The following is a 20888-nucleotide window of genomic DNA, read 5'->3' as shown; positions in this document are numbered from 1 at the left end:
TGGGTATACTTGCTGATGGAGTATTTTTAAGAGAATGGTTTGTTTAATTGTTTGCAAAAGGCAATCCTTGTTTATATAGAAATCAATCCTTGTTCAACGGGCATAAAAAACCCAGGTTCCATTCGCGCTTTCGGGCAATTAGAAACCTGGGCAATGATTTATTATTTAGGTAATGCGATAGTTTTTACCTTATCACCTACAGAGATCGTTACTGAGTCATCGCATACACCGTTACCATAATCCACGGTAGCAGTCAGTGAGTTGTAAGACACGGTTGCTTTACCTTTGCCGATATAAGCACAGCTCAGTTTTCTTTCCAGATAAGTAGAATCTGCTACAGTGATGTATGCAGCATTACCTGTTGCGTATACCAGGGAATCAGTACCTACATAATTGAAGATATCGTCAGACACACTACCCAGGGTAGCAGTGCCGGAGGTTTGAGTATAAGTACCGCTACCGCCGAAGCCTACAGTAGTAGAATCCAGCACGACAGAACCACCGGAGATTACAGACAGGTATTTGTATACGCTGTTAGAGCTGGTGTTAGTGATTGTCTGTGTACCGGTTACGCTTTTACCATTTACAGTATAAGTGAGTGGTTTTACAGTGATAGTAGAACCGGTGTAGTAGAAGTAACCCGTCATAGTGATCTGGATGTTACCAACGCGTACACGGCCGTCAGCGTCAGCACAACCAGTACCAAAGCTTACTAATATTGTTTTAGGCCAGCTGTCAGTCTGCACATTATCGACAGTGTAGCTATAGCAGGCACCTAATTTAGAAGTCATTTCAGTAGTAGGAGAAGCTTTACGACCAGTTTGAGTATATCCGGCATCCTGACATACTTCCTGGGCGATTACGAAGAGATCATCGAAATAGCTGGTTGCAACAGCCTGGTCTCCGGCAGCGGTGATAGTCAGGTTATCGCTTGTGTTCGTCTTGGTCACATCAGTCGTACTCTTGGAACAGGCGTAAAACAAGGTGGCAGTCAATAAAAGGCCCACAACACCTGCAAGGATACGGTTAAAGCAAAAGTAGCTTCTCATAGGATAAGTATAAAATTTTTAATGAGGTTTTGCGGCCGTACTTTTGTACGGGAGATCGCTGATATATTTATTAAATACAAATATAATATTTTCAGTCATCTTTCGGAAAAAATTAATATTTCAGATAAAATGCAATGGATTGATACACATGCCCATTTGTATGGGGAAGATTTTTCGGATGATAGAACGGCGACGATAGAGCGGGCCATAAAGGAGGGGGTATATCAGTTGATTTTGCCAAATATTGACAGTCAGTCGATTGAGGGAATGCTGGCATTAGAGCAACAGTTTCCGGGGGTATGTATTCCTATGATGGGGGTTCATCCCTGTTATGTGAATGACAATGTGGATACGGAATTGGCGGCAGTGGAGGATTGGCTGGAGAAGCGACCTTTTAAGGCGATCGGGGAGATTGGACTGGATTTTTACTGGGACAAGACGTTTACAGCACAGCAGTATAAAGCTTTTAGGCGACAACTGGACCTTGCGCGGCAGTATGGTATTCCGGTGGTGATACATAGCCGTGAGAGCACGCGGGAATGTATAGAAGAGGTCCGTGCATTGCAGGATGGCCGTTTAAGTGGGGTATTCCATTGTTTTGGCGGTACCGTTGAGGAGGCGCGTGAAATTATTGATCTCGGGTTTTATTTAGGCATTGGTGGTGTGGTGACTTTTAAGAAGTCTGGATTGGATGTAACGCTGGGGGAGATTGGGATGGAACACATTGTATTAGAGACAGATGCACCTTATCTGGCACCGGTTCCATATAGGGGGAAAAGGAATGAAAGTTCCTACATTCCATTGATCGGTCAAAAAATTGCAGATATAAAAAATCTAAAAATAGATGATGTGGCTGCAATAACTACAAGCAATGCGTTGAAATTATTCAAAACTAACTAACTGATTACGCGGTAAATTTGCAGGCATTTTTGATACAGCAGCTGCAATGAGTAAAATCCTTATAATTTACACGGGTGGAACAGTGGGAATGATCTTCGATGAAAAGACAAAGGCTTTGCGGCCAATTGGCTTTAACGAGATACGGAACAACTTACCCGAACTATACCGCATGGGCATAGACTTTTATGTGTATGCTTTTAATCCTCCTATTGATTCTTCTGATATGCAGCCGGAAATATGGGTAGAACTGGCCTCGATCATTGAGGACAGGTACGACCGGTATGATGGTTTTGTGATCCTGCATGGGTCCGATACGATGTCGTTTACGGCATCGGCGTTGAGTTTTATGTTAGAGAACCTGGCGAAGCCGGTGATATTGACAGGGTCTCAGTTGCCGATTGGAAAGATCCGGACAGATGCGAAGGAGAATATCATCACTGCTATGGAAATCGCTTCTACACGTCATAATGGGCATGTAGTGGTACCAGAAGTGTGTATTTACTTTGACTTCTCCCTGTTCAGAGGTAATCGATCCAAAAAATACAATGCAGAGAAATTTGAGGCATTTTATTCCATGAACTATGTGCCGCTGGCAGAAGCGGGGATAGATATCAAGTATAAGACACAGGCGGTATTACCATTGCCAACAGCGCCATTGAAGGTGCATAAGCATATGGATGATAATGTGACGGTGTTGAAGATGTTTCCTGGGATCACCAGAAAGGCGGTAGAAGCGACGCTGAATGTTCCGGGCCTCAAAGGAGTCATTATGGAGACCTTTGGGAGTGGGAATACAAATACGCAGCCGTGGTTTATAGATTGCCTTCGTAAAGCAATAGAAAAGGGGATAGTGATAGTGGATATTACGCAGTGTGATGGAGGATCTGTAGAGTTGGGTAAATATGAGACAAGCTCGCTGTTGGCGCAGATAGGGGTGATAAGTGGGCATGATATGACATTTGAGGCGGCGATAACGAAATTGATGTTTGTGTTGGGGCAGAATTTGGATGCGGCGGCGACGCAGGAGATGATAGAGACTTCGTTAAGAGGGGAGCTGACGCCGATAAATCATGAATGGTGACGAAGATCAGGGTAGAATTTTTGGGAATATTTTGGAAATGTGAGGGGAAAGGTTACCTTTGCCATCCGAAATAAAATTCAACCGATGGAGAAGTGCAGGAGTGGTTGAACTGGCACGCCTGGAAAGTGTGTAAACTCGAAAGGGTTTCAAGGGTTCGAATCCCTTCTTCTCCGCTAAAATGACAAAACCCGCTGACTAACAGCGGGTTTTGTCATTTTAGAATTATTGTAGCAATTGTAACTACTTATTATTCAACTGTTGTTGGTTCGAATCCCTTTTTATTTTACAATATTGCGGCAAACAAGCTTCAGAATACTTCAATAATCGCCGCTAAAGCCATGCATCAAAAATCTAACTCTATGGGAAGTTAATTTTACGAATATGCAACATTTTTACTCGGTCGGCTGAGAAATACCATTCAAAAAACACATAGATTCTTGTGCAGGGAAAGCGGTTACCTATAGCCGCACGATTTAATTCCAGCCTTTTAGCGAATTTTAACGCCAGTTACGGAAAATAAATTTATAATTCAATTTCCTTGAAATGTTCTACAACTGGGAATGGATCATAATAATGATGCAATAGTTCCTTCCAATGCACATAGACATCGGATTGTCTAAAACCTACTGTGTGGTCTTCTAACTTATCCCATTCGACTAACAGAATATATTTGTTGACGTTTTCTAAACATTTTTGCAAACTGTGATGACGATAACCCGGTATTGATCTGATATATTGTCCTGCTTTCTTAAAATCTATTTCAAATTCCGGGTATAGTCCCGGCTTTATATACAAAATCGCTACTTCCAATATCATAATGTTAAATTATATTGCTATCCGCAGTTTGGTAATTAAGGAAGATACAAGATACCAAATGATGCTGATAAGTCTTGTTTCATGAACTCAAAGAAGATGTCAATAGAGATGCCGCTCCCGTATAGATGTTATGCAAAATTAGTTCACTTCTTTGACCAAAAATTCTTCAACAGATCGTTTCTCTGAAGAGAAGCTAATACCAATAGCTATTTTCTTTCTATCTTCTAATTGGTAAGGACGCAAATAACCTTTCTCAAAAATTTGATCCAGGGCCGACTGCGCAGTTCCATTCAATTTTAACTCTATAGCAAAAATAAATTGTTCAGTAAACACCAGTACATCGCATCTACCGGTGGAACTATGTACCTCGCTACGTACATCAAGGCCTAAACGTTTAAAGGTTAGATGTACGATGATATGAAAGATTGATTCACTTTCAGCCTTCCAATGATCGTAAGGGATGGTGGAGATAATTACATCCAGTGCTTTGATCATTTGAGGCATATTGTTATTTTTCAATGCCTTTCCCAAATCATAAGTGACAGCCATTGAGTCGTTGCCTGGAAATATATTTCGATAAGCACTCAACAGCGCATCTGTCAAACTTTCTTCTACCTCCTTATTTGGATAACCAAGCTCATATAATCTTGTATCTTCATCATAATGTTTAATAGTCAGATACCCGGTCTGGAACAAAACCGGTACTGACGCGATATGCTCCACATTGAAACTACCCAAAGCATTTTCTCCAATTCGTAAATTTTCAAGTTCAAATTCCCGGTTATGCTTCATCAGATTCACTAACCAGGTGGGTGTACCCGTTTGAAACCAAAAATTTTGAATCCGCCCAGACCCCATATAACTCAGCACTGAAAATGGATTGTATACTTTACTGGTACCGTCCCATGAATATCCGTTATACCATTCTTTTAATTTCTGTAAAATATCGGGCTGCGTTTGCTGAAGTACATTTATTTCTTCTTTAAAATCAGACTCGAGCTCTTGCTGGGTAATGCCCATCAATGTAGCATAATGAGGATTAAGCGTAATATCGTACAGGTTATTCAGATCAGAAAATATACTAACCTTTGAAAATCTGCTTACTCCTGTTATCAGCAACAAACGAATATATTCGTCAGCATCTTTTAATACAGAATAAAAACTTTTAAATACCGATCTGTTTTCCTCGACTTTCTCTATATTTTCCAGATAATCGGTAATAGGTTTATCATATTCATCAATCAGGATCACAACTCTTCCATTGACAGAAGCCTTACGGATCAGTTCTTCAAATCTTCCTTTTAAATGACTGGCTTCCAGTTCCAGGCCCAGCCCTTTTGCTAAAACACCCATTTCCATACTGAGTGCTTCATACAATCCTAATTTTTGATAATCAAGCTTACTAAGCCTTAAATGTATCACTGGGTGCTTTTGTTCCCAATTCCATTGATCATAGATCCAAAGCCCTTCAAATAATTCTTTATTGCCACTGAAAATCTCCTTGATAGTAGACAGTAATAGAGATTTACCAAAACGTCTAGGGCGACTCAGAAAATAATAATTACCCGAGTCAATCAATTTATGAATTGATTGAGTTTTATCAATATATAAATACCCCTCCTTTCTTATTTTCCCAAAATCCTGTAAGCCTATTGGATATTTTCTCATAAAATCAAAGATAAAATAAAATCTATGACAAAGCTTTGTCACACACTCTTAGTAAGCAGAACAGCTAAGTGGTCATATTTCCAATCTTATATCAGCCCATTGCCACAAAGCCAATAGCACCAGACAGGCATTGCTACATAAAATATATAACTAAATACACATATATGGCTTAAAGAAGAAATTTACTTGCATTCATGCCGAAAATTTGGAGTTTTGGGCTTATAATTCAATTTTTGCCAACAGGAATTAGTTTTTTAGCAACTTTCAACATTATTTGGTACCCTTGAACATATTTTATAAATACGCTGGCTTTTATGCTCTTACAAGCTTCCTCCTTTTTTGAATTATATACTGAGTACCCTGTCACCAGTATTTTCATGTTACGTTCCAAAAGCGAACCTACACAGTTTATCAGGCAGGAAGCGTTTTTAACAACTCCGCTGGTGCCCGTAAGTGAATATATAGATGGGTATGGCAATATTTGTCAACGTACTATTTTACCTGTAGGAACTACCATCATTGAAAGCAGTGTTATCGCTGAGTGCGATGAGAATATTGATGTGAATCCAGACGCAGCATATGTACCGATAGAAGAGTTACCCGGTCTTGTATTGCAATTTCTACTACCAAGCAGGTATTGTGAGTCAGACAAAGTCGGTGAGCTGGCCATGGAAATTATAAAGGATATACAATCAGGGTATGAACAAGTTGAAGCCATCCGGCAATGGTGTTTCCAAAACATATCCCGTCAGTATGGTACTACCAATAGTTCTACGTCTGCTGTGGATGTGCTGCAAAGCAGAACGGGTGTATGCAGGGATTTTACGCATGTAGCGATAGCACTGTGCCGAAGTATAAATATACCAGCCCGCATGGTGGTAGGATATCTGCATGATTTGAAACCAATGGATTTACATGCATGGTTTGAAGCGTATGTAGGGGATCGGTGGTATACATTTGATGCGTTGATGGAGAAACCGGTTGGAGGCAGGATCATTATGGCCATTGGCCGCGATGCGGCTGAAGTAGCTTTTGCCAGTCATTTTGGGGAGGTCGTGCTGGTGAAGATGGAGGTGAATGTGAATAAAGTGGTTTAGGGAGGTCCATTACGATGGTAGCAAGTACTGCGGCGTTATCTACTGACAGCAGACTTTCTATTATGATGAGATTACAAATGATAGCAATGCTGGTTCCGGGATGATGAATAATATCATTCCAGAGCAGGGTTAAGTCTTGTGAGATGTTCATGGAAAATTTATTAACTATTCAATACTTACTTCTACCCGCCGATTTTGGGTACGCCCTGTTTCGGTATCATTTGTTGCGATGGGATTGTCAATACCTTTGCCTATAGCAGTGATCATATTTGCATCAACTCCTTTGGAGATGAGGTATTGCTTAAATGATATTGCTCTTTCCTGTGCCAGTCTCATATTTACAGAGATGTCCCCTTCACTGCTGGCGTAGCCATAAATGGTGATTTTATGTGCTTTCTTTATTTCCTTTACGACTTCGTCGGAAATAGCAATAGGAGCGGAGTTCCCTTTGTTGAATGAAGCGGCAATACGGGCAGGAGCAGCGACAGGGGAACGAACCCCGGCAGCGGTAGGAGCCCCCTCGGCAGTGGTATGAGCAGTGACAGGAGGAACCCCGGCAGAGGTAGGACCAGGATCAGTAGCAACAGGCGAATCAGCTACAGGGGCAGTAGTTGCAACTAAAGCAGCCGTATCCATAACCGAAGTTGTAGCAGCTGTATCCGTAACCGGAGCTATAACAACCGTATCAGCTACTGCTTTTTCCTTTTTCGGTATAAAATACCAAACCGCCACTCCAACAATCACCACTACCAACAATAACACTATCCACAATTTACTCTTCTTTTCCGCCACCGGAACAGGATCATTATTCTTACTAAGATTAAATGCCATAAAAATATTTTTAAGTGTACATATCAACTAATGTCTGTAAACTACCCGTATGTGCTCTACCCATCGCCTCAAACTCCCACGAATTCCCAACCCTGAATAAACGCCCAAACTCCACTGCATCCTCGTTCGTATATTTATCCTTCAGATCAAACCGCAATATCTCCTCACCTGTACTCTCATTGATGATCCTGATATAACAATCATCCACCTGCCCGAAATTCAGGTTCAGCGTACGTCTGTCCTTCTTATTATCATGCGGGTATTTACAGATCGTACAGCAGATGATGATCTGCTCTACATCAGGTGTAATTTTAGAAAGATCAATAAACATATCTTCATCATCATCTCCATCACTCCTTCTTCCATTAGGGTCATCTATCGCCCCCATGATTGCACCATCTTTGGTAATAGGCCGCATCAACCCTTTCTCTACCGGATCTTCTATACAATTGTCCATCCTTACCTGCCCATAAAAAATAAAATAAGAATCAGATGGAATCTTAAAACTCCCATTCAATGCAAATGCAGATACATCCAGATCAAAGTCAGGTCCTCCCGGCTGATCGTTGGGATCCCATCCCATACCTATTCTCACTACCGTAAGACCGGGAGCCGCTTTTGACAAGGAGAATCTTTCTCCTTTTGTTAGATTAAAACTTCCCATAAAAAAATGATTATTATTGATACATATCAACCAGTGTATTCAGTCCTCCGGAAAATGCCTGCCCCACTGCTTCTACATCCCATTGTCCATTATTCCTTGACAACGTTGCAATGATCACAGAGTCTTCTTCTTTGAATTCCTCATTGAGCCGGTATTGACACAGGAGCGTATTATCCGCCTCATTACGAATATTGATATAAGCATTCCGCACATAACCGAAATGATGTGCCCTCGATGCTGCCTGATCGATAGTCACCGCAAAGTAGAGATACTCGATTTGCTGATCGACCTTTCCGAGATCAATGGAAATGATCTCATCATCTCCCTCTCCGGCACCATCCCTGTTATCACCCGGATAGTAAGCAGCACCATCAGGACTGGTATTGTTATTATAGAAAACAAAAAATTCATCCTTCGGCAACTTGCCATTGGCCCCCATCATAAAGACAGAGAGGTCCAGGTCTACATTGTAGCCATTTACATTTGCTGTATCCCAACCCAGTCCTGCTATTATTTTCCGCAGTCCGGGAGTCGTCTTTTCCAGTGATACAGGTTTCCTTTTCTCTAAATGAATTGCCATAACTTACTTTTTTGATGGTGGTAATGGTGGTGGTAATGGAGGTTTATTCTTATTCACAACTGGCGGTAATGGCGGCTTTGCAGCTGGCAATGGCGGTGCTGATGAAGCAGATGAAGCAGCCGGAACTGCCGGTGGCAATGATGGAGCCGGAACTGGTGGTGATGAAGATGGAACTGAAACCGGCAGTGGTGATGAAGCACCCGAAACCGGGAGCGATGAGGATGGAACCGAACCCCTTGCTGATGACGGTGGCGCAACAACCTTTCGGAATAACCCCGCAAAAACCAACTCCATCGTATCTTTCAACCAAACAGGTTCTACTTTCTTCACACGAGGATATTTCTTCAATAACTTATTCAAAAAATAAGATGTACTGATTTCTTCTCCTACCAATAAAACAACTGTGTTATCCACATTCAATTTATTCTCTTCCAATAAACCATCGATATTGTTATACACCACCTGATCATTGGAATAAAACTGCAACCGTTCATTCAGTGTCCGCTCCTTCACCTGAAACCAGTACTTATGCCCATCCGTCAGTTCCACTTCTCCCTTTATAACCGGTGAAAGATGATTGAGCTGATCTGTGCAAAAAGGCAGTATCGCACCTGTCTCCTTCTCTATATCAATCGACAAAAACGACTGCTGTGCAATAATGTATTCTATGATCATTTCAGCCAACAGCTTTACTCTTGGATCAGCGCCCTGCCCATCCATAGACAAGGTACTTACAGGTCCCTGCTGGAAATTTTCATACAACTTAAAATACAGTGTTCCATTCAGTCCATTCAATAACAACACATGATTACGGGGCGTAATAGCACCCCATCCTGCCAATACTTCAAACAACGCGGCATCATAATTCACCCTGCTTGTACTGAAATATCCTGCATCTATAAACAAACTTTCTATCAGCGCCTTCTCTTTGTCTTCGATATCCACATCAAATAAAAAATGAAGCGACAAATGCTGACGATAAGATTCTATTGAATCACTCTTATATAATACTGTATTGATAAAGAAAGACAGACATTGCTCTACACCATAGTAAAACAGTTGCTTTACAGGCTTCTTATTACCATATATGGTAAAATGCTTTGCCGGATCTTTGATGATCTCAAAATAGTCTCCATATGCATTTGGATGATGCTGGTTGAACATATCCCTCGCCGCATTTCCAAATATGAAATCGTTCCCATTCACATAGAAATACAACAATACCTCGTTGCTATCCTTTATAATCAGGGGTGCATACGCATTACTATTAGTCTGGTACCAGAAAGAGACTAATCGCCTGGATATCTTCACTAGCAATCGATAGGTCATAGCTTACTGGATTTTGATTCCTTTTAACAGATGCTTTTCAAAAAACTTCATCCCTTCGAGTATGATGATAGGCGCCACATAATCAAACTTCTTCTGCTCATCCACTTTACGTTTCTTCGCTTCTATAAACTCAGGTATGCCCTTGATGTAGTTTTCGATATTCATATCCTGAAATCCTGCCATGAAGTCCGCCGAGCTCATTTTCAATCCGAACATGGAAGACGCCACCCTGTAGAATAAATCTGCAAAGTCCATAAACCGCGGACAAGGCTGGCTTCCCTGTGGTGGATAGTTGATGAAATAATCACCAATATGTTCCAGCATTTCCGGCGTAATTGAATTGGTAGATTCGAGGTATTTGAATTCGCCATTAGGCATGACTATACAGAAATGATCTTCCCCCAGAATCTCGATGGCCTGCTTATTGGCGGGCACTAATATCCTGGTAAGGTTCGTAGGAATAGCGAGCCCTTTTGATACTTCGTATTTAACATCTGTATAGCTGTCTCCTTTCTGAGAATTGATATCTATTATTTTCAGCGGGCTTTGACTCACAGGAATGATGGTCTTTCTTGCCACCGCTTCGCCACCAATACCTCTGATGAACATCTGGGTATAGTAGTTATTTGCAGCAGACGGATCGACCGCATTGAACCAGTCAAAGATGCGGGCGCCTTTGCCGGCAAAGGCAATCCTGATTTTTGGAGGCGTGTTTTTCACTGCAGGTGGCGCATCTTCGGAACGGATTATTTCTGTTCGTAGCTTATGTACCAGTTGCCCTGCATAGAACATGATCAGCCCTGTGATGTACAGGTTCACACTCATCATCTCTTTACACTCCGCTGCTATGAGCAGATAAAAGGTATTAAAGTCTGTATGCTCCAACCGGTCCAATACCTGTTCAAAGTAATAGGGAGCCGTATTTTCAGAAAATTTATTCTCTCCCTTGTTCAGTCCCTGGATCGAGATGCGTTTCCTTTCACACATTTTCAACAGCACGGTTCTGAAATTGGGGGAATATCGGGTGGCCTGCGCCATACGCTCAGCTGCAAAGCGAATGGAGTTTTGCTTGATCATCGCCTTGCCATCTAACATCTGGCAAAGTGCTGTAATATCTGTCGTACTACCACCAATATCAAAACACAGGATTAACTCACCTGCATTTATTGAATAGCCGCCCTGGGGCCTGACGAGATAATTCGCTACCGCACAGGCTTCTGACAAAGACTCCTGATTACCCAGTTCTTTAAAATCAAAACGAATAGGTGCCGTATCAAAAGGAATTTCTACGATCTCCTTCTTTTTTGTTTCCTTTTCATTGCCCCAGCCACTTTCATCACTTGCTCCCCAACCGCCACCTGCATCACTGCCTACGCCCCAGGTACTTTTCTGCACATCACCAATATCCGACAGGTCAGATGGTGGATATGTCTTCAATTTAACGCTGCTATTGATAGGGCTGATATTCACTAACGAATCCCAGATGGCTCTGTATTCGCTTAAAAGGTCTTTGCCCATAGAAGAGGGATAAGACCATTTCAGCGTATGCGGCTCATGGTTTTCCTCAAAGAGCTGTGCATATACATGCAACATCAGCGTACTCAGGTAAGCCGTTTTATAACTTTTATCAATACGCTGTGTGGACCATTTCATATTGTATACCAGCTCTGCCGTCCCCACTCTGTTGTAGGTCAGGAAATACCGGTTATCCAATGCGCTATCGATAGGAAGGTTCTTTTCAAAACAAGGGAATCCACCTTTTACTGCATCTGACAAGAGAGAATCAGGCTGGTTGTTCTTTTCATTCACAATCCTTCTGGGATCATGAATAGTGAGCACCGACTTGATAGAATTGGAAAAGATCTCATCATTCTGAAAGAAAAATATTTCATCTTCCACTGCCGGACGTTCATCATTATTTTTCAAATCGGTGGACAACAATGAAATTCTTTTGTTCGTAAGTTTCAGATCCTCTTTCACCTTATTATCACTTTCGGAATAGTAAGCAATGGAAGAATTCGTACTACCAAAATCGACGCCCAGAAAAGCCGGGTACAATGTCTTTGTCGTATTCAGCATATTCAATGGAAATGCCGGATCGTTCCCAAATGATTTGTATCGTATAATGCCAAACCCACAATCTACACCTGCATGCGAGAACTTAATGCCTTTGAATGGCTGATTACTTTCGTAGATCTCATACTTATATTTGTTATCAGCCACTGCATTGTTCGATGCGATGTGCAGCTGCACCTGCGTATCAGGAACAGATACAGCGCGGCCTTTTTCCGCCAGGTAAAATGGGATACCTTTATCATCCAGCGCAATGCGGAAGAACTCGTCATTGACATTGCCAATAAACGGCGTGGCCTGGAATTTAGCATCGTTGTGAGGAATCTCAGAATACAGGAAATACCGGTTCCATTGTTTGGATATAAAGTTGGGCCACATCAGTATGTCTTTTCCCATAATGGCTTCCTGCGTAACTTTATACACTACCTGTCTGAGAATTTCATTGCCGGTATCGGTAAATAGTTTGAGGTGTACGATCAGCTTTTCTCCATCCCTGTCATTAGGATCATATACCGCAGAGATACGTGATCTGACATTAGAGTTAGGCGACAATCCTGCAAGCGCATCCAGGTTTGTTCCAAATACATTTAAGGCAAGCGGTGTCAATGGCAGCGCAAAGTATGTATAGTTATTAGGCTGACCCTTTGTTTCGGCGGCTAATAACAGTATGGGTTTATTAGATAAGAAGTTCTTTTTTTCAGCACCTTCTTTACCAAAATCTATCTGCGCAATTTCGGTGGAGTCCGGTAGCAGCAAATCTTTGGGATCAAATGGAATACTGTATGCTGAATTTTCTACCTGTGTGATGATGCCTTCAGAACCAAATAATAAAGTGGAATAATTAAATAACTTACTAAAGGGTAATGCAAACAGAGAACCAACTTCAGGAGGGGTGGGACTATCCAGTCTGGGAAAGTTTTTTTGCTCCTGATATCTCACCATATCCTTTATCCAATCCTGCAGGCAGGCGCTGATATTTTCGTAGGAAGGTCTGATATCTGCCGGCAAACCACTAAAGTGCTGTTTGAATGACTGTATATTGTCCAGGATATGTTTGGCATATCCATAGATTAATTTCAGCTCCTGCTGGCTTGGATCAGATTTTAACGGATCTACAAAACGACCGTTTTGAATATTGATGAAAGGATATTTTCCTTTGATGTTATAAGATACCGACGTAAAGAGAAAGCAATCGGGCGATGTACCACCGATTACATTTCCTTTGAAAGAGATCACATCTATAAACGGCACCTTCTCTGCATTATCAGCCAGTGACTGATCGCTCCATAGGGGTTGTCTTTCAAACAAAGCATTGCCAAATGCACCAGTGGGTTCATAAATATTTTCTGTATCGGGCAGCTTTTTTCCATCTGAATAAACGAGAGGAACACGGTTTACTTCAATATCTTTATAGTTCAATGCGAGGCAACTGATAAAACCTTTCCACTCACTCACCAGCGATTTGTAAAACGACATGAGCCCGGATGTAGCGGCATCCTGATCAATGATATTGTTCAAAGCGCTTTCGAACAGGGCCGCTCTCGCAAATACGGTAGGAATACCAGATACAAGGGTACCAATGTTTACAGCAGCACCGCCATCCTGTTCCACTGCTATCTCAGGAATAATGATATTTCTGGTAAAAACTTCCAGCTGTGGGATCTTGTCCCAGGCGAATTGCACGCCCTGTAGTTCTGTCTTAGGGTGTACCTTGATAGTTAAGGCTTTTATTTTATTGCTCATTGTAATTTCAGATTAAATGGAAGCCCTGTGAATGAGTGATTGCATTGTAGATATGAGCGAGGAATTTTTCTTTTGTGGTATTGACCTGTTGCTCTTCGGCTGGTCCCAGGTTGATCAGCTTTTTGACAAAGGTGTCATATCTGTTAGCCAGTAAACCTCCTTTAGGCCAGTGATTTTTTTCATCGGGGAAGATGGTGCCGACATCCAGTTTCTTCAATTCAGAGAGACTATCAGGAAAGGCTTTGCTATCGAAGATGAATGTACCCGGGGCAACCGTGTTCCTAACCTGGTACAACCAACCGGGTGTGAATCGCGCACTTTCGAAGGTGTATGCGAATGCCTTGAAGTAGTCATTGATTTCACCGCATTCAGCATCGGTGATGGTATTATATTGGGTGATTTTTTGCTCCTGACACCTGGTAATAAAACCTTTGATACCGGCGTCACCGTTTGCCGCATTATTGACTGTGAGTGAAATATGTGCCAGTGAAAAGAAAGCGCCGATTTTGTTGGCGAATCGTTCTCCTGCTTTATTACCATTGCCCACAAAGTCGTGAATAGAGAAACTGAAGGCATTGCTGTTAAAGTCTACGGCTTTGTATACGTACTCAGTTTTGTCTACATCCAGACCGGTTGTTCTGGTAAAGAAATCATAGGCAGCACAGGCAGCCAGTAATTCAGTGATATGTGCCGCATTTTCCTGGGTAGCACCACCGGTGATGGTTTGGGTACTGCCATTGTCTACAGGTTTACTTTCTACCGGCCAACCGATGTGATAGAGCATTTTATAGCATCGCTGTACGGTAGGATCACTTTGATAAAACTGCAGGGCAGCCTGACTATTCAGGGGAAAATAAGAGGCATCTGCGATGATACTATTTTCTTTATTGGCTTTCTGTTTGTCATTGGGCTTTTTGAAAGTAAAGTATTCAGTGAGCAGGGTAGAGCCGAACTTAGCTTTGGAGAAGTCGATGCTGGAAGCCCCTTTGGACCGGATCTTTATGAATTCCTGCAGGGCTTTGGGAATGATGGGAATAGAAGAAGCACCTGTGCCACCGAAGATAGAGCCGAAGATGAACACACGAGCATCTTGCCCGGCGAGTTCCAGTTTGGTAACAAATTCATCCAGTTCCCGTTCCTGTACTTTTACATCTGTGCCTCTTACAATATTTCTGGCTGCCTCGATCATACCATGGTACATGAGCATAGAGCCCAGGTGTGTTTGTGCACGGTAGCCGTGAGAGAGGTCGAATTCCTGTACGGATTCGTTGTCAAGAAAAAGGTCTGAGATGAGTTTATTGCCTTTTTGTTGTTCAGGTGTGCCTGAATTCAACTTGGAAATATTTTTATAATTCTCTCTGCCCTGACCGGAATAGTTGGTATAAAACCGATAGAGGTTTAGTTTAGAAGAGAAGAAGGTATTTGCATTGGGGGTACCGCCGGATTTAATCCGGTTGTATAATTGAATCAGTTTTTCCACACGGCCTTTGTTGCCATTAGCCTGATCTGTATCGAGTGTGAGCATTTCGATTTCCTTGCTGTCGAACATGCCTACTGCACAGAGGTGAGTGAAGGCTTCGAGGCAGCGCATGCCGGTACCACCGACGGCGATAACGAATAATTTGTCCATGATGATTGCAGATTAAAACCAGTGACCTAGCTTACCATTTGTGAAGATGCGGCTGAGGATGTAGCCTAATAGGATGTATAAGAAGAAGCCTGCTGCGGTGCCAATGGTTAAGGCGGCGATGTAATTTTTTATCACCATTCTGTTACCATCGGGCATGAATACAAAGAAGCCGAGAAGGAAGATGAGAATAGGATTTACCAGACATAATACCCAGAACCATAGTTTCCTGATTTTGGGATCTTTGGGTCTGCTGCCACCTTCGAATTTGATGAGGTTAGCGATGATAGCTGCGATGAATAAGATGACAAGGGTGATAATGACAGAAACGGTGTAGGCAGTAATTGATTCCATGATTATAATGTTTTGATATAATAGGTGTAGATCGTTTTATTTTCAGGTTTTAGTTCCAGTAAAGTGTTTTTTATAGATTCATATAGCGCGATATTGGGTGTTCCTTTCCCATTGACCCATTTGAATTTTTCCAGTTTTGGATTGTCGATATTGGGGGTAGCCGCAGTGAGCACGATATTTATTCTTAATAAAGTATCAGCTTCTGCAGGTGTAAAATTGGAATCGAAGGTGATTCCAAGTTCTATATGTTTGTTATCGCTTTTGCTGGTATTATCAAATAAGGGTTGATTCAGGTGGAAGTAATTGGAGAGCGGCTTTAATGTTTGCGGATGGTATTTGCAGGCATCTTTTATTGAGCCGTCGTCGTTATAGCATTCGAGTATTAATGGATCTTTTTCTTCGTCGGATATTTTGGGTTCACCATTTTTCCCTTTAGTAGTTTTGGGAGGATTGTGTAATGTGTAATCAGCTTTTGCAAAATTTGTGAAATCTGTAGTGGCATTGAAAGTTTGTACTTCGAATGCTTTGAAGATATAGCTATCCTGATTGCTGAGGTCTATGAAGAGATTGCGGAATATGTCGGAGAATTCTTCCGGCACCTCTTTATGTATGTCTGCTATATTTTTCCAATCAAGACCTAGTGGATAGTACTCATACCATTCACCTTTTATATATTGATCTTTCTTTAGGTCTAAATCATTTTTATTATTGTAAATACCACCTGATTTGGGGTCTGCATAGTTTGTTGATAAAGTATATGCGCTTGTAGACAAATCGAACCGGGTGCTGTAGGGACTGAGTTTAGGCGAGAGCTTAGAGAGTAGAATGTTAGTACTATTGAAGATGGTAAAATAGATATGTTTGTCCACATTACCTTCTTTATAGTCTACTATAAAAAAATGGATGGATTTACCTTTAGCCAACCATTTTGAAAATGGCAGTTTCAGATAGGCGGTATTTGTTACTTCAGTTTTATCATTCCATTCTTCGAAGTCTGTAATTAAGAGCGCATCATTATCGGCTGCTGTGATTTTTTCGACAGCTTTCTGGATAGGCGCCCAGATATCTTTATAATTACTTTGATTACTTATTTCCTGCCCAAGCTGCGTGGTATTGGTCACTGGTAATGGGGTTACCTCATTAGATCCCAGCTTATATACTTCAAATTTGTCGGTTAGTATTGTATTAAAACATTGCGATAGCAGACTGTTGACAGTAGAAGTTTTGAAGGCATTGTTAATACCTGCTGAGAAGTCAATAAATAAATCAGGGGTGCCGTTATTAACATTCGACTGTACATTGTTATAGGCATTGAGGCGTTCAGTAAGACCAGGGCCATAAGGGTCAAAGGAGGGCTCATGTTTGCATCCCCCGAAGCACGCCATCACCAGAAGGCCATATAAAAATCGGGAATTAATAATCATAACATTATGAATTAAAAGCTTAGTGTCTTGACAATAGAATTCCACCTGCACTGGTTATACACCAGCACCAGAAAAATACTATCTGGAAATATTCGTGAATTGGAGTTGTAAAATCAGGTGAAAATTAGAACTAATTTCCAACGCGACAAGTGCAGAAACGCAAAAAGGGGATAAATCCCCTTTTTTAAAATGATGCTTGAATATGTGGCTTATTTTAAATATCCTCCTTCCACAATATCCTCCAATATCCCTTTCTCTCTGGGCTCCCAGCCTAATATTTGCTTTGTCTCTTCAGCCGAAGGCATCACTCCCATTCCCGCAAAATGCGTAAACCATCCAAAGTGCGCTTCCGCATCTGCACCTGTCTTACTCACTGTTGGCATATTCAATCCATTCCCTATAGTCGTCGCTATATCTCTAAATGGCACTCTCACTTCCGCTACCGCATGAAACACTTTTTGCGCCGGCTGTTTTTCTACTATCAACCTGTATAATACCGCTGCATCAAAACGATGTACCGCAGGCCAGTTATTCTTCCCTTCACCAATGTAAGCTGATTCACCTTTTGCTTTAGCTATGTTAATAATAATAGGCACAAAACCATGATCACCTTCTCCATGCGTAGTGGGTGGCAGTCTTACTATATAAGCACCGACACTGCGGGCCGCTTCTTCTGTAGCCGCACGCGGTACCTTGTCTGATGGTGGAGGTGTATCACTTTCATCAACAGGACGTTCATAATTTAACAAACCAATCGCAGATGTAGCGATGAACGGCAACTTAGTTTCTCCTAATGCTAAAATCAACTGATGATCTTCTTCACTACTTTGTTTGAACCGGGAGAAATCATGATTAAAAGCTGTATGAATAATCGCATCACATTGTACTGCACCCGCTTTGATGCTTTCAATGTCAGTGAGGTCTGCCATGTGAGCTGTTGCACCTATTTTTTTCAATGCTTCGGCATTGATATCAGAACGCACCATACCCAATACCTGGTGTCCTGCCTGTAACAGTTCTTTTACGATTGCAGAGCCAACAAAACCCGAAGCTCCTGTAACAAATACCCGCATAAATGAATGATTTAATTTGTTGATACAAAAGTCATTTAATGTGGTGGTGTAAATGTGGTCATTTGACCATATTTAAATTAACGATGTAACTGTGCATGCCGGATACGGGTCAATGTCTTTAATGACATACCCAGATAAGCAGCGATCATATGGAGTGGAACACGGGAGAGTAAATCAGGGTTGTTAATAACAAAGTCATCATACTTTTCTTCAGGCGTACCACTAAGCGTGGTAAACAGCCGCTGCCGGCCGGTATAATTAATTCTTGAGACCAATTGCTGTGAATAAGTATTCAGCGCCGGCATCTCGTTTAATAAGGTATCAAATTCAGCCTTTGGCCATTGCAATACATCAGTACGCTCTATGGCAGCTATTTTAAATTTTGAGGCAGACTGCAGGTGATAACTTTCCGGATCTAATATCCACTGATGCGCTGAAGAGAATTGTAAAATGTATTCAGTGCCATCGGCAGCAGTACCGTAATTACGTAGTAAACCTTTTATTATGAACGTTTTATGCCGACATACCTGTCCCTGCTGCAACAGGTGCTCACCTCGCTGTAGCGTTCTGGGAACTGCGAATGCGGTAATCCGCTCTATCTCTTCATCAGAGAGTAGCGTTAGTGTGCGGCAATATGCTTGAAATTCAGCGATCATAACTCTCTCTAAATTTACTCCTGAAAAAAAATTCCACCAAATACTTTCATTCCGGGAATATATTTACTTTATTTGCTCTACTAAATCAGTAGACTGTTAGTCAGACACAGGACATTTACTTTTAACTAACCAGACCATGTTATTACGTCCATTTGGGTTGCTATGCGTGTTGTTGACAACAGTGTTGTATACACAGGCGCAGAACAGACCTAACATCATCTTTATCCTGTCTGACGACCATGCTTACCAGGCGACGAGTGCTTATGGTAATAAGCTGGTGCAGACGCCCAATATAGACAGGATAGCCAATGCAGGTGCATTGCTGAATAACAACTTTGTAGCAAATTCTATTTGTGGGCCAAGCCGGGCGACTTTGCTGACGGGGAAGTATAGCCATAAAAATGGGTATACCCTGAATGAAAAACGGTATGATGTGAATCAGACCAACTTCCCTACTCTATTGCAGCAGGGAGGGTATCAGACGGCGTGGATTGGAAAGCTGCATCTGGGTAGTTTGCCGGTTGGGTTTGATTACTTTAATATCTTGCCGGGGCAGGGTCAGTATTATAATCCGGAGTTTATCAATAATCAGAATGATACGATTCAGTATAAGGGGTATGTGACGAATCTGATCTCTGAGTTCTTCTTTGACTGGTTGCAGAAGCGGGATACAAGCAAGCCGTTCTTTGCGGTAGTAGGAGAGAAGGCTACACATAGGGAGTGGTTGCCGGATGTGCAGGATCTGGGCGCGTATGATAATATTGATTTCCCATTGCCGGACGATTTCTTTGACAACTACGATACGAGATTGGCAGCTCAGGATCAGGATATGACAATTGATAAGACAATGCTGTTGGATCTGGATCTGAAAGTGCATCAGAAATTTGGAACAGCATTGAAGGATGCTGCGGATGCAGGGCCTAATAAGCGGTATGTGAACAAGGGGTATGCAAGGTTGGACCCAGAACAGGCAGGGGCGTATGAGAAGTATTATGGTAAGATTTCGGCTGATTTTGATGCGAAGAAATTAAGTGGGAAGGAGTTGGTAAAGTGGAAGTTCCAGCGCTATCTGAAGGACTATTATGCAACGGCGAAGTCTTTGGATAGAAATATTGGGCGTATTTTGGATTACCTGGATAGTACGGGGTTGAGTAAGAATACGGTGGTGATTTATGCTTCTGATCAGGGGTTTTATTTGGGAGAGCATGGATGGTTTGATAAACGGTTTATATATGAGCAGTCTTTGAAGACGGCGTTTGTGGCAAAGTATCCGGGGGTGATAAAGCCGGGAACGAAGGTAGCTGGGTTTGTGTCTAATGTGGATTGGGCGCCGACTATTTTGGATTTTGCGGGGATAAAAGCGCCGGCGGATATACAGGGGAGGTCGTTCTTTTCTTTGTTGAAGGGGAAGGAGCCGAAGGATTGGAGGAAGGATGTGTATTATCATTATTATGAGTATCCGCAGCCGCATCATGTGAGTCCGCATTTTGGGATAAGGGCGAAGGATTTTGTGTTGGTGAGGTTTTATAAGGGAGTGGAGAGTTGGGAGTTGTTTAATTTGAAGAAGGATCCGGGGGAGAAGGTGAATGTGTATAAGGATACCCAGTATGCAAAGGTGGTGAAGGATTTGAAGGAGCGGTTGAGGAAGTTGATAGTGGAGTATGAGGATAAGGAGGCGTTGGAGATAATTAATAAGGAGATATAGCGGAGTAGCCCCCTTGCGGGGGCTATTTTTTTTCCATTAAACTTCTCCATTTTTCAGGCCGTATACTTTCCTCTCTTAATCCTGCGATGCGCCATTTTGCATTTTCCATTATCACATTTTCTGATGCATTTAAGAGGCACCGGTGATGAAGATGATATGCATGTGTTGCTGTGCTTTATTGTACAGCAACACATGCTTTAGGGAGTTGGGGTAGATGT

At 42.0% G+C, this 20888-nt stretch carries 17 protein-coding genes and 1 tRNA gene; 5 read left to right on the top strand and 13 right to left on the bottom strand.

Translation table 11 applies throughout. The annotated features are described in order from the left end of the window. Positions 1-161 precede the first annotated feature (161 nt). A complete protein-coding gene (locus BW716_RS09435; RefSeq protein ID WP_083722285.1) occupies positions 162-1049 on the bottom strand; it encodes a hypothetical protein in 888 nt (295 codons plus the stop codon). 129 nt (positions 1050-1178) lie between these two features. Here BW716_RS09435 and BW716_RS09430 point away from each other — a divergent pair, with 129 nt between their 5' ends. The 3 genes from BW716_RS09430 (at position 1179) to BW716_RS09420 (ending at position 3203) form a co-directional block, all read left to right on the top strand. Then, positions 1179-1949 (top strand): TatD family hydrolase, encoded by a 771-nt coding sequence (locus tag BW716_RS09430; protein WP_083722299.1) that lies wholly within the window; start codon positions 1179-1181, stop codon positions 1947-1949. 46 nt (positions 1950-1995) lie between these two features. Continuing rightward, complete coding sequence (locus BW716_RS09425; protein ID WP_083722284.1) at positions 1996-3030, top strand: asparaginase; 1035 nt, start codon at positions 1996-1998, stop codon at positions 3028-3030. 86 nt (positions 3031-3116) lie between these two features. Beyond that, positions 3117-3203 (top strand) — tRNA-Ser (locus tag BW716_RS09420). A gap of 349 nt (positions 3204-3552) precedes the next feature. Here BW716_RS09420 and BW716_RS09415 read toward each other — a convergent pair. After that, positions 3553-3846, bottom strand: coding sequence for an antibiotic biosynthesis monooxygenase (locus BW716_RS09415; RefSeq protein ID WP_083722283.1), 294 nt, complete (start codon positions 3844-3846; stop codon positions 3553-3555). A gap of 138 nt (positions 3847-3984) precedes the next feature. Beyond that, the gene (locus BW716_RS09410) at positions 3985-5514 is read right to left on the bottom strand and encodes an ATP-binding protein (RefSeq protein ID WP_083722282.1); all 1530 of its coding nucleotides are present in this window, start codon (positions 5512-5514) and stop codon (positions 3985-3987) included. A gap of 377 nt (positions 5515-5891) precedes the next feature. Here BW716_RS09410 and BW716_RS09405 point away from each other — a divergent pair, with 377 nt between their 5' ends. Next, positions 5892-6611, top strand: coding sequence for a transglutaminase family protein (locus BW716_RS09405; RefSeq protein ID WP_235643575.1), 720 nt, complete (start codon positions 5892-5894; stop codon positions 6609-6611). 165 nt (positions 6612-6776) lie between these two features. Here BW716_RS09405 and BW716_RS09395 read toward each other — a convergent pair whose 3' ends face one another. The 10 genes from BW716_RS09395 to BW716_RS09350 all read right to left on the bottom strand — a co-directional run bounded on the left by BW716_RS09395 (position 6777) and on the right by BW716_RS09350 (position 18965). Then, entirely contained in the window at positions 6777-7442 is a 666-nt protein-coding gene (locus BW716_RS09395; protein ID WP_083722279.1) for an OmpA family protein, read from the bottom strand. 10 nt (positions 7443-7452) lie between these two features. Continuing rightward, positions 7453-8106: a TerD family protein gene (locus BW716_RS09390; RefSeq protein WP_083722278.1), complete on the bottom strand. Its 654-nt coding sequence runs from the start codon at positions 8104-8106 to the stop codon at positions 7453-7455. Positions 8107-8119: 13 nt separating this feature from the next. Then, positions 8120-8686, bottom strand: coding sequence for a TerD family protein (locus tag BW716_RS09385; protein ID WP_083722277.1), 567 nt, complete (start codon positions 8684-8686; stop codon positions 8120-8122). A 3-nt stretch (positions 8687-8689) separates the two neighbouring features. Next, complete coding sequence (locus BW716_RS09380; RefSeq protein ID WP_143708802.1) at positions 8690-10015, bottom strand: hypothetical protein; 1326 nt, start codon at positions 10013-10015, stop codon at positions 8690-8692. 3 nt (positions 10016-10018) lie between these two features. Then, on the bottom strand, positions 10019-13831 hold the full coding sequence (locus BW716_RS09375) for a hypothetical protein (RefSeq protein ID WP_083722275.1): 3813 nt from the start codon (positions 13829-13831) through the stop codon (positions 10019-10021). Between the two features lie 7 nt (positions 13832-13838). After that, positions 13839-15461, bottom strand: coding sequence for a hypothetical protein (locus BW716_RS09370; protein WP_083722274.1), 1623 nt, complete (start codon positions 15459-15461; stop codon positions 13839-13841). Positions 15462-15473: 12 nt separating this feature from the next. Next, positions 15474-15812 (bottom strand): hypothetical protein, encoded by a 339-nt coding sequence (locus BW716_RS09365; protein ID WP_083722273.1) that lies wholly within the window; start codon positions 15810-15812, stop codon positions 15474-15476. Between the two features lie 2 nt (positions 15813-15814). Next, positions 15815-17236, bottom strand: coding sequence for a hypothetical protein (locus tag BW716_RS09360; RefSeq protein WP_083722272.1), 1422 nt, complete (start codon positions 17234-17236; stop codon positions 15815-15817). A 209-nt stretch (positions 17237-17445) separates the two neighbouring features. Further along, positions 17446-18309, bottom strand: a complete 864-nt coding sequence (locus BW716_RS09355) for an SDR family oxidoreductase (protein ID WP_083722271.1) — start codon at positions 18307-18309, stop codon at positions 17446-17448. A 77-nt stretch (positions 18310-18386) separates the two neighbouring features. Next, positions 18387-18965: a Crp/Fnr family transcriptional regulator gene (locus BW716_RS09350; RefSeq protein ID WP_083722270.1), complete on the bottom strand. Its 579-nt coding sequence runs from the start codon at positions 18963-18965 to the stop codon at positions 18387-18389. Positions 18966-19101: 136 nt separating this feature from the next. Here BW716_RS09350 and BW716_RS09345 point away from each other — a divergent pair, with 136 nt between their 5' ends. Beyond that, entirely contained in the window at positions 19102-20670 is a 1569-nt protein-coding gene (locus tag BW716_RS09345; protein ID WP_083722269.1) for a sulfatase, read from the top strand. Positions 20671-20888: the final 218 nt, after the last annotated feature.

The organism is [Flexibacter] sp. ATCC 35208, from assembly GCF_001975825.1.
In the GTDB taxonomy this organism is placed as follows: Bacteria; Bacteroidota; Bacteroidia; order Chitinophagales; family Chitinophagaceae; genus Chitinophaga.
Note: the sequence above shows the minus strand (reverse complement) of the source record. Positions and strands in the feature narration are given on the sequence as shown.

Coding starts and splice junctions, on each gene's coding strand:
- BW716_RS09435 (WP_083722285.1), bottom strand. CDS start 1,049: ATGAGAAGCTACTTTTGCTTTAACCGTATCCTTGCAGGTGTTGTGGGC.
- BW716_RS09430 (WP_083722299.1), top strand. CDS start 1,179: ATGCAATGGATTGATACACATGCCCATTTGTATGGGGAAGATTTTTCG.
- BW716_RS09425 (WP_083722284.1), top strand. CDS start 1,996: ATGAGTAAAATCCTTATAATTTACACGGGTGGAACAGTGGGAATGATC.
- BW716_RS09415 (WP_083722283.1), bottom strand. CDS start 3,846: ATGATATTGGAAGTAGCGATTTTGTATATAAAGCCGGGACTATACCCG.
- BW716_RS09410 (WP_083722282.1), bottom strand. CDS start 5,514: ATGAGAAAATATCCAATAGGCTTACAGGATTTTGGGAAAATAAGAAAG.
- BW716_RS09405 (WP_235643575.1), top strand. CDS start 5,892: ATGTTACGTTCCAAAAGCGAACCTACACAGTTTATCAGGCAGGAAGCG.
- BW716_RS09395 (WP_083722279.1), bottom strand. CDS start 7,442: ATGGCATTTAATCTTAGTAAGAATAATGATCCTGTTCCGGTGGCGGAA.
- BW716_RS09390 (WP_083722278.1), bottom strand. CDS start 8,106: ATGGGAAGTTTTAATCTAACAAAAGGAGAAAGATTCTCCTTGTCAAAA.
- BW716_RS09385 (WP_083722277.1), bottom strand. CDS start 8,686: ATGGCAATTCATTTAGAGAAAAGGAAACCTGTATCACTGGAAAAGACG.
- BW716_RS09380 (WP_143708802.1), bottom strand. CDS start 10,015: ATGACCTATCGATTGCTAGTGAAGATATCCAGGCGATTAGTCTCTTTC.
- BW716_RS09375 (WP_083722275.1), bottom strand. CDS start 13,831: ATGAGCAATAAAATAAAAGCCTTAACTATCAAGGTACACCCTAAGACA.
- BW716_RS09370 (WP_083722274.1), bottom strand. CDS start 15,461: ATGGACAAATTATTCGTTATCGCCGTCGGTGGTACCGGCATGCGCTGC.
- BW716_RS09365 (WP_083722273.1), bottom strand. CDS start 15,812: ATGGAATCAATTACTGCCTACACCGTTTCTGTCATTATCACCCTTGTC.
- BW716_RS09360 (WP_083722272.1), bottom strand. CDS start 17,236: ATGATTATTAATTCCCGATTTTTATATGGCCTTCTGGTGATGGCGTGC.
- BW716_RS09355 (WP_083722271.1), bottom strand. CDS start 18,309: ATGCGGGTATTTGTTACAGGAGCTTCGGGTTTTGTTGGCTCTGCAATC.
- BW716_RS09350 (WP_083722270.1), bottom strand. CDS start 18,965: ATGATCGCTGAATTTCAAGCATATTGCCGCACACTAACGCTACTCTCT.
- BW716_RS09345 (WP_083722269.1), top strand. CDS start 19,102: ATGTTATTACGTCCATTTGGGTTGCTATGCGTGTTGTTGACAACAGTG.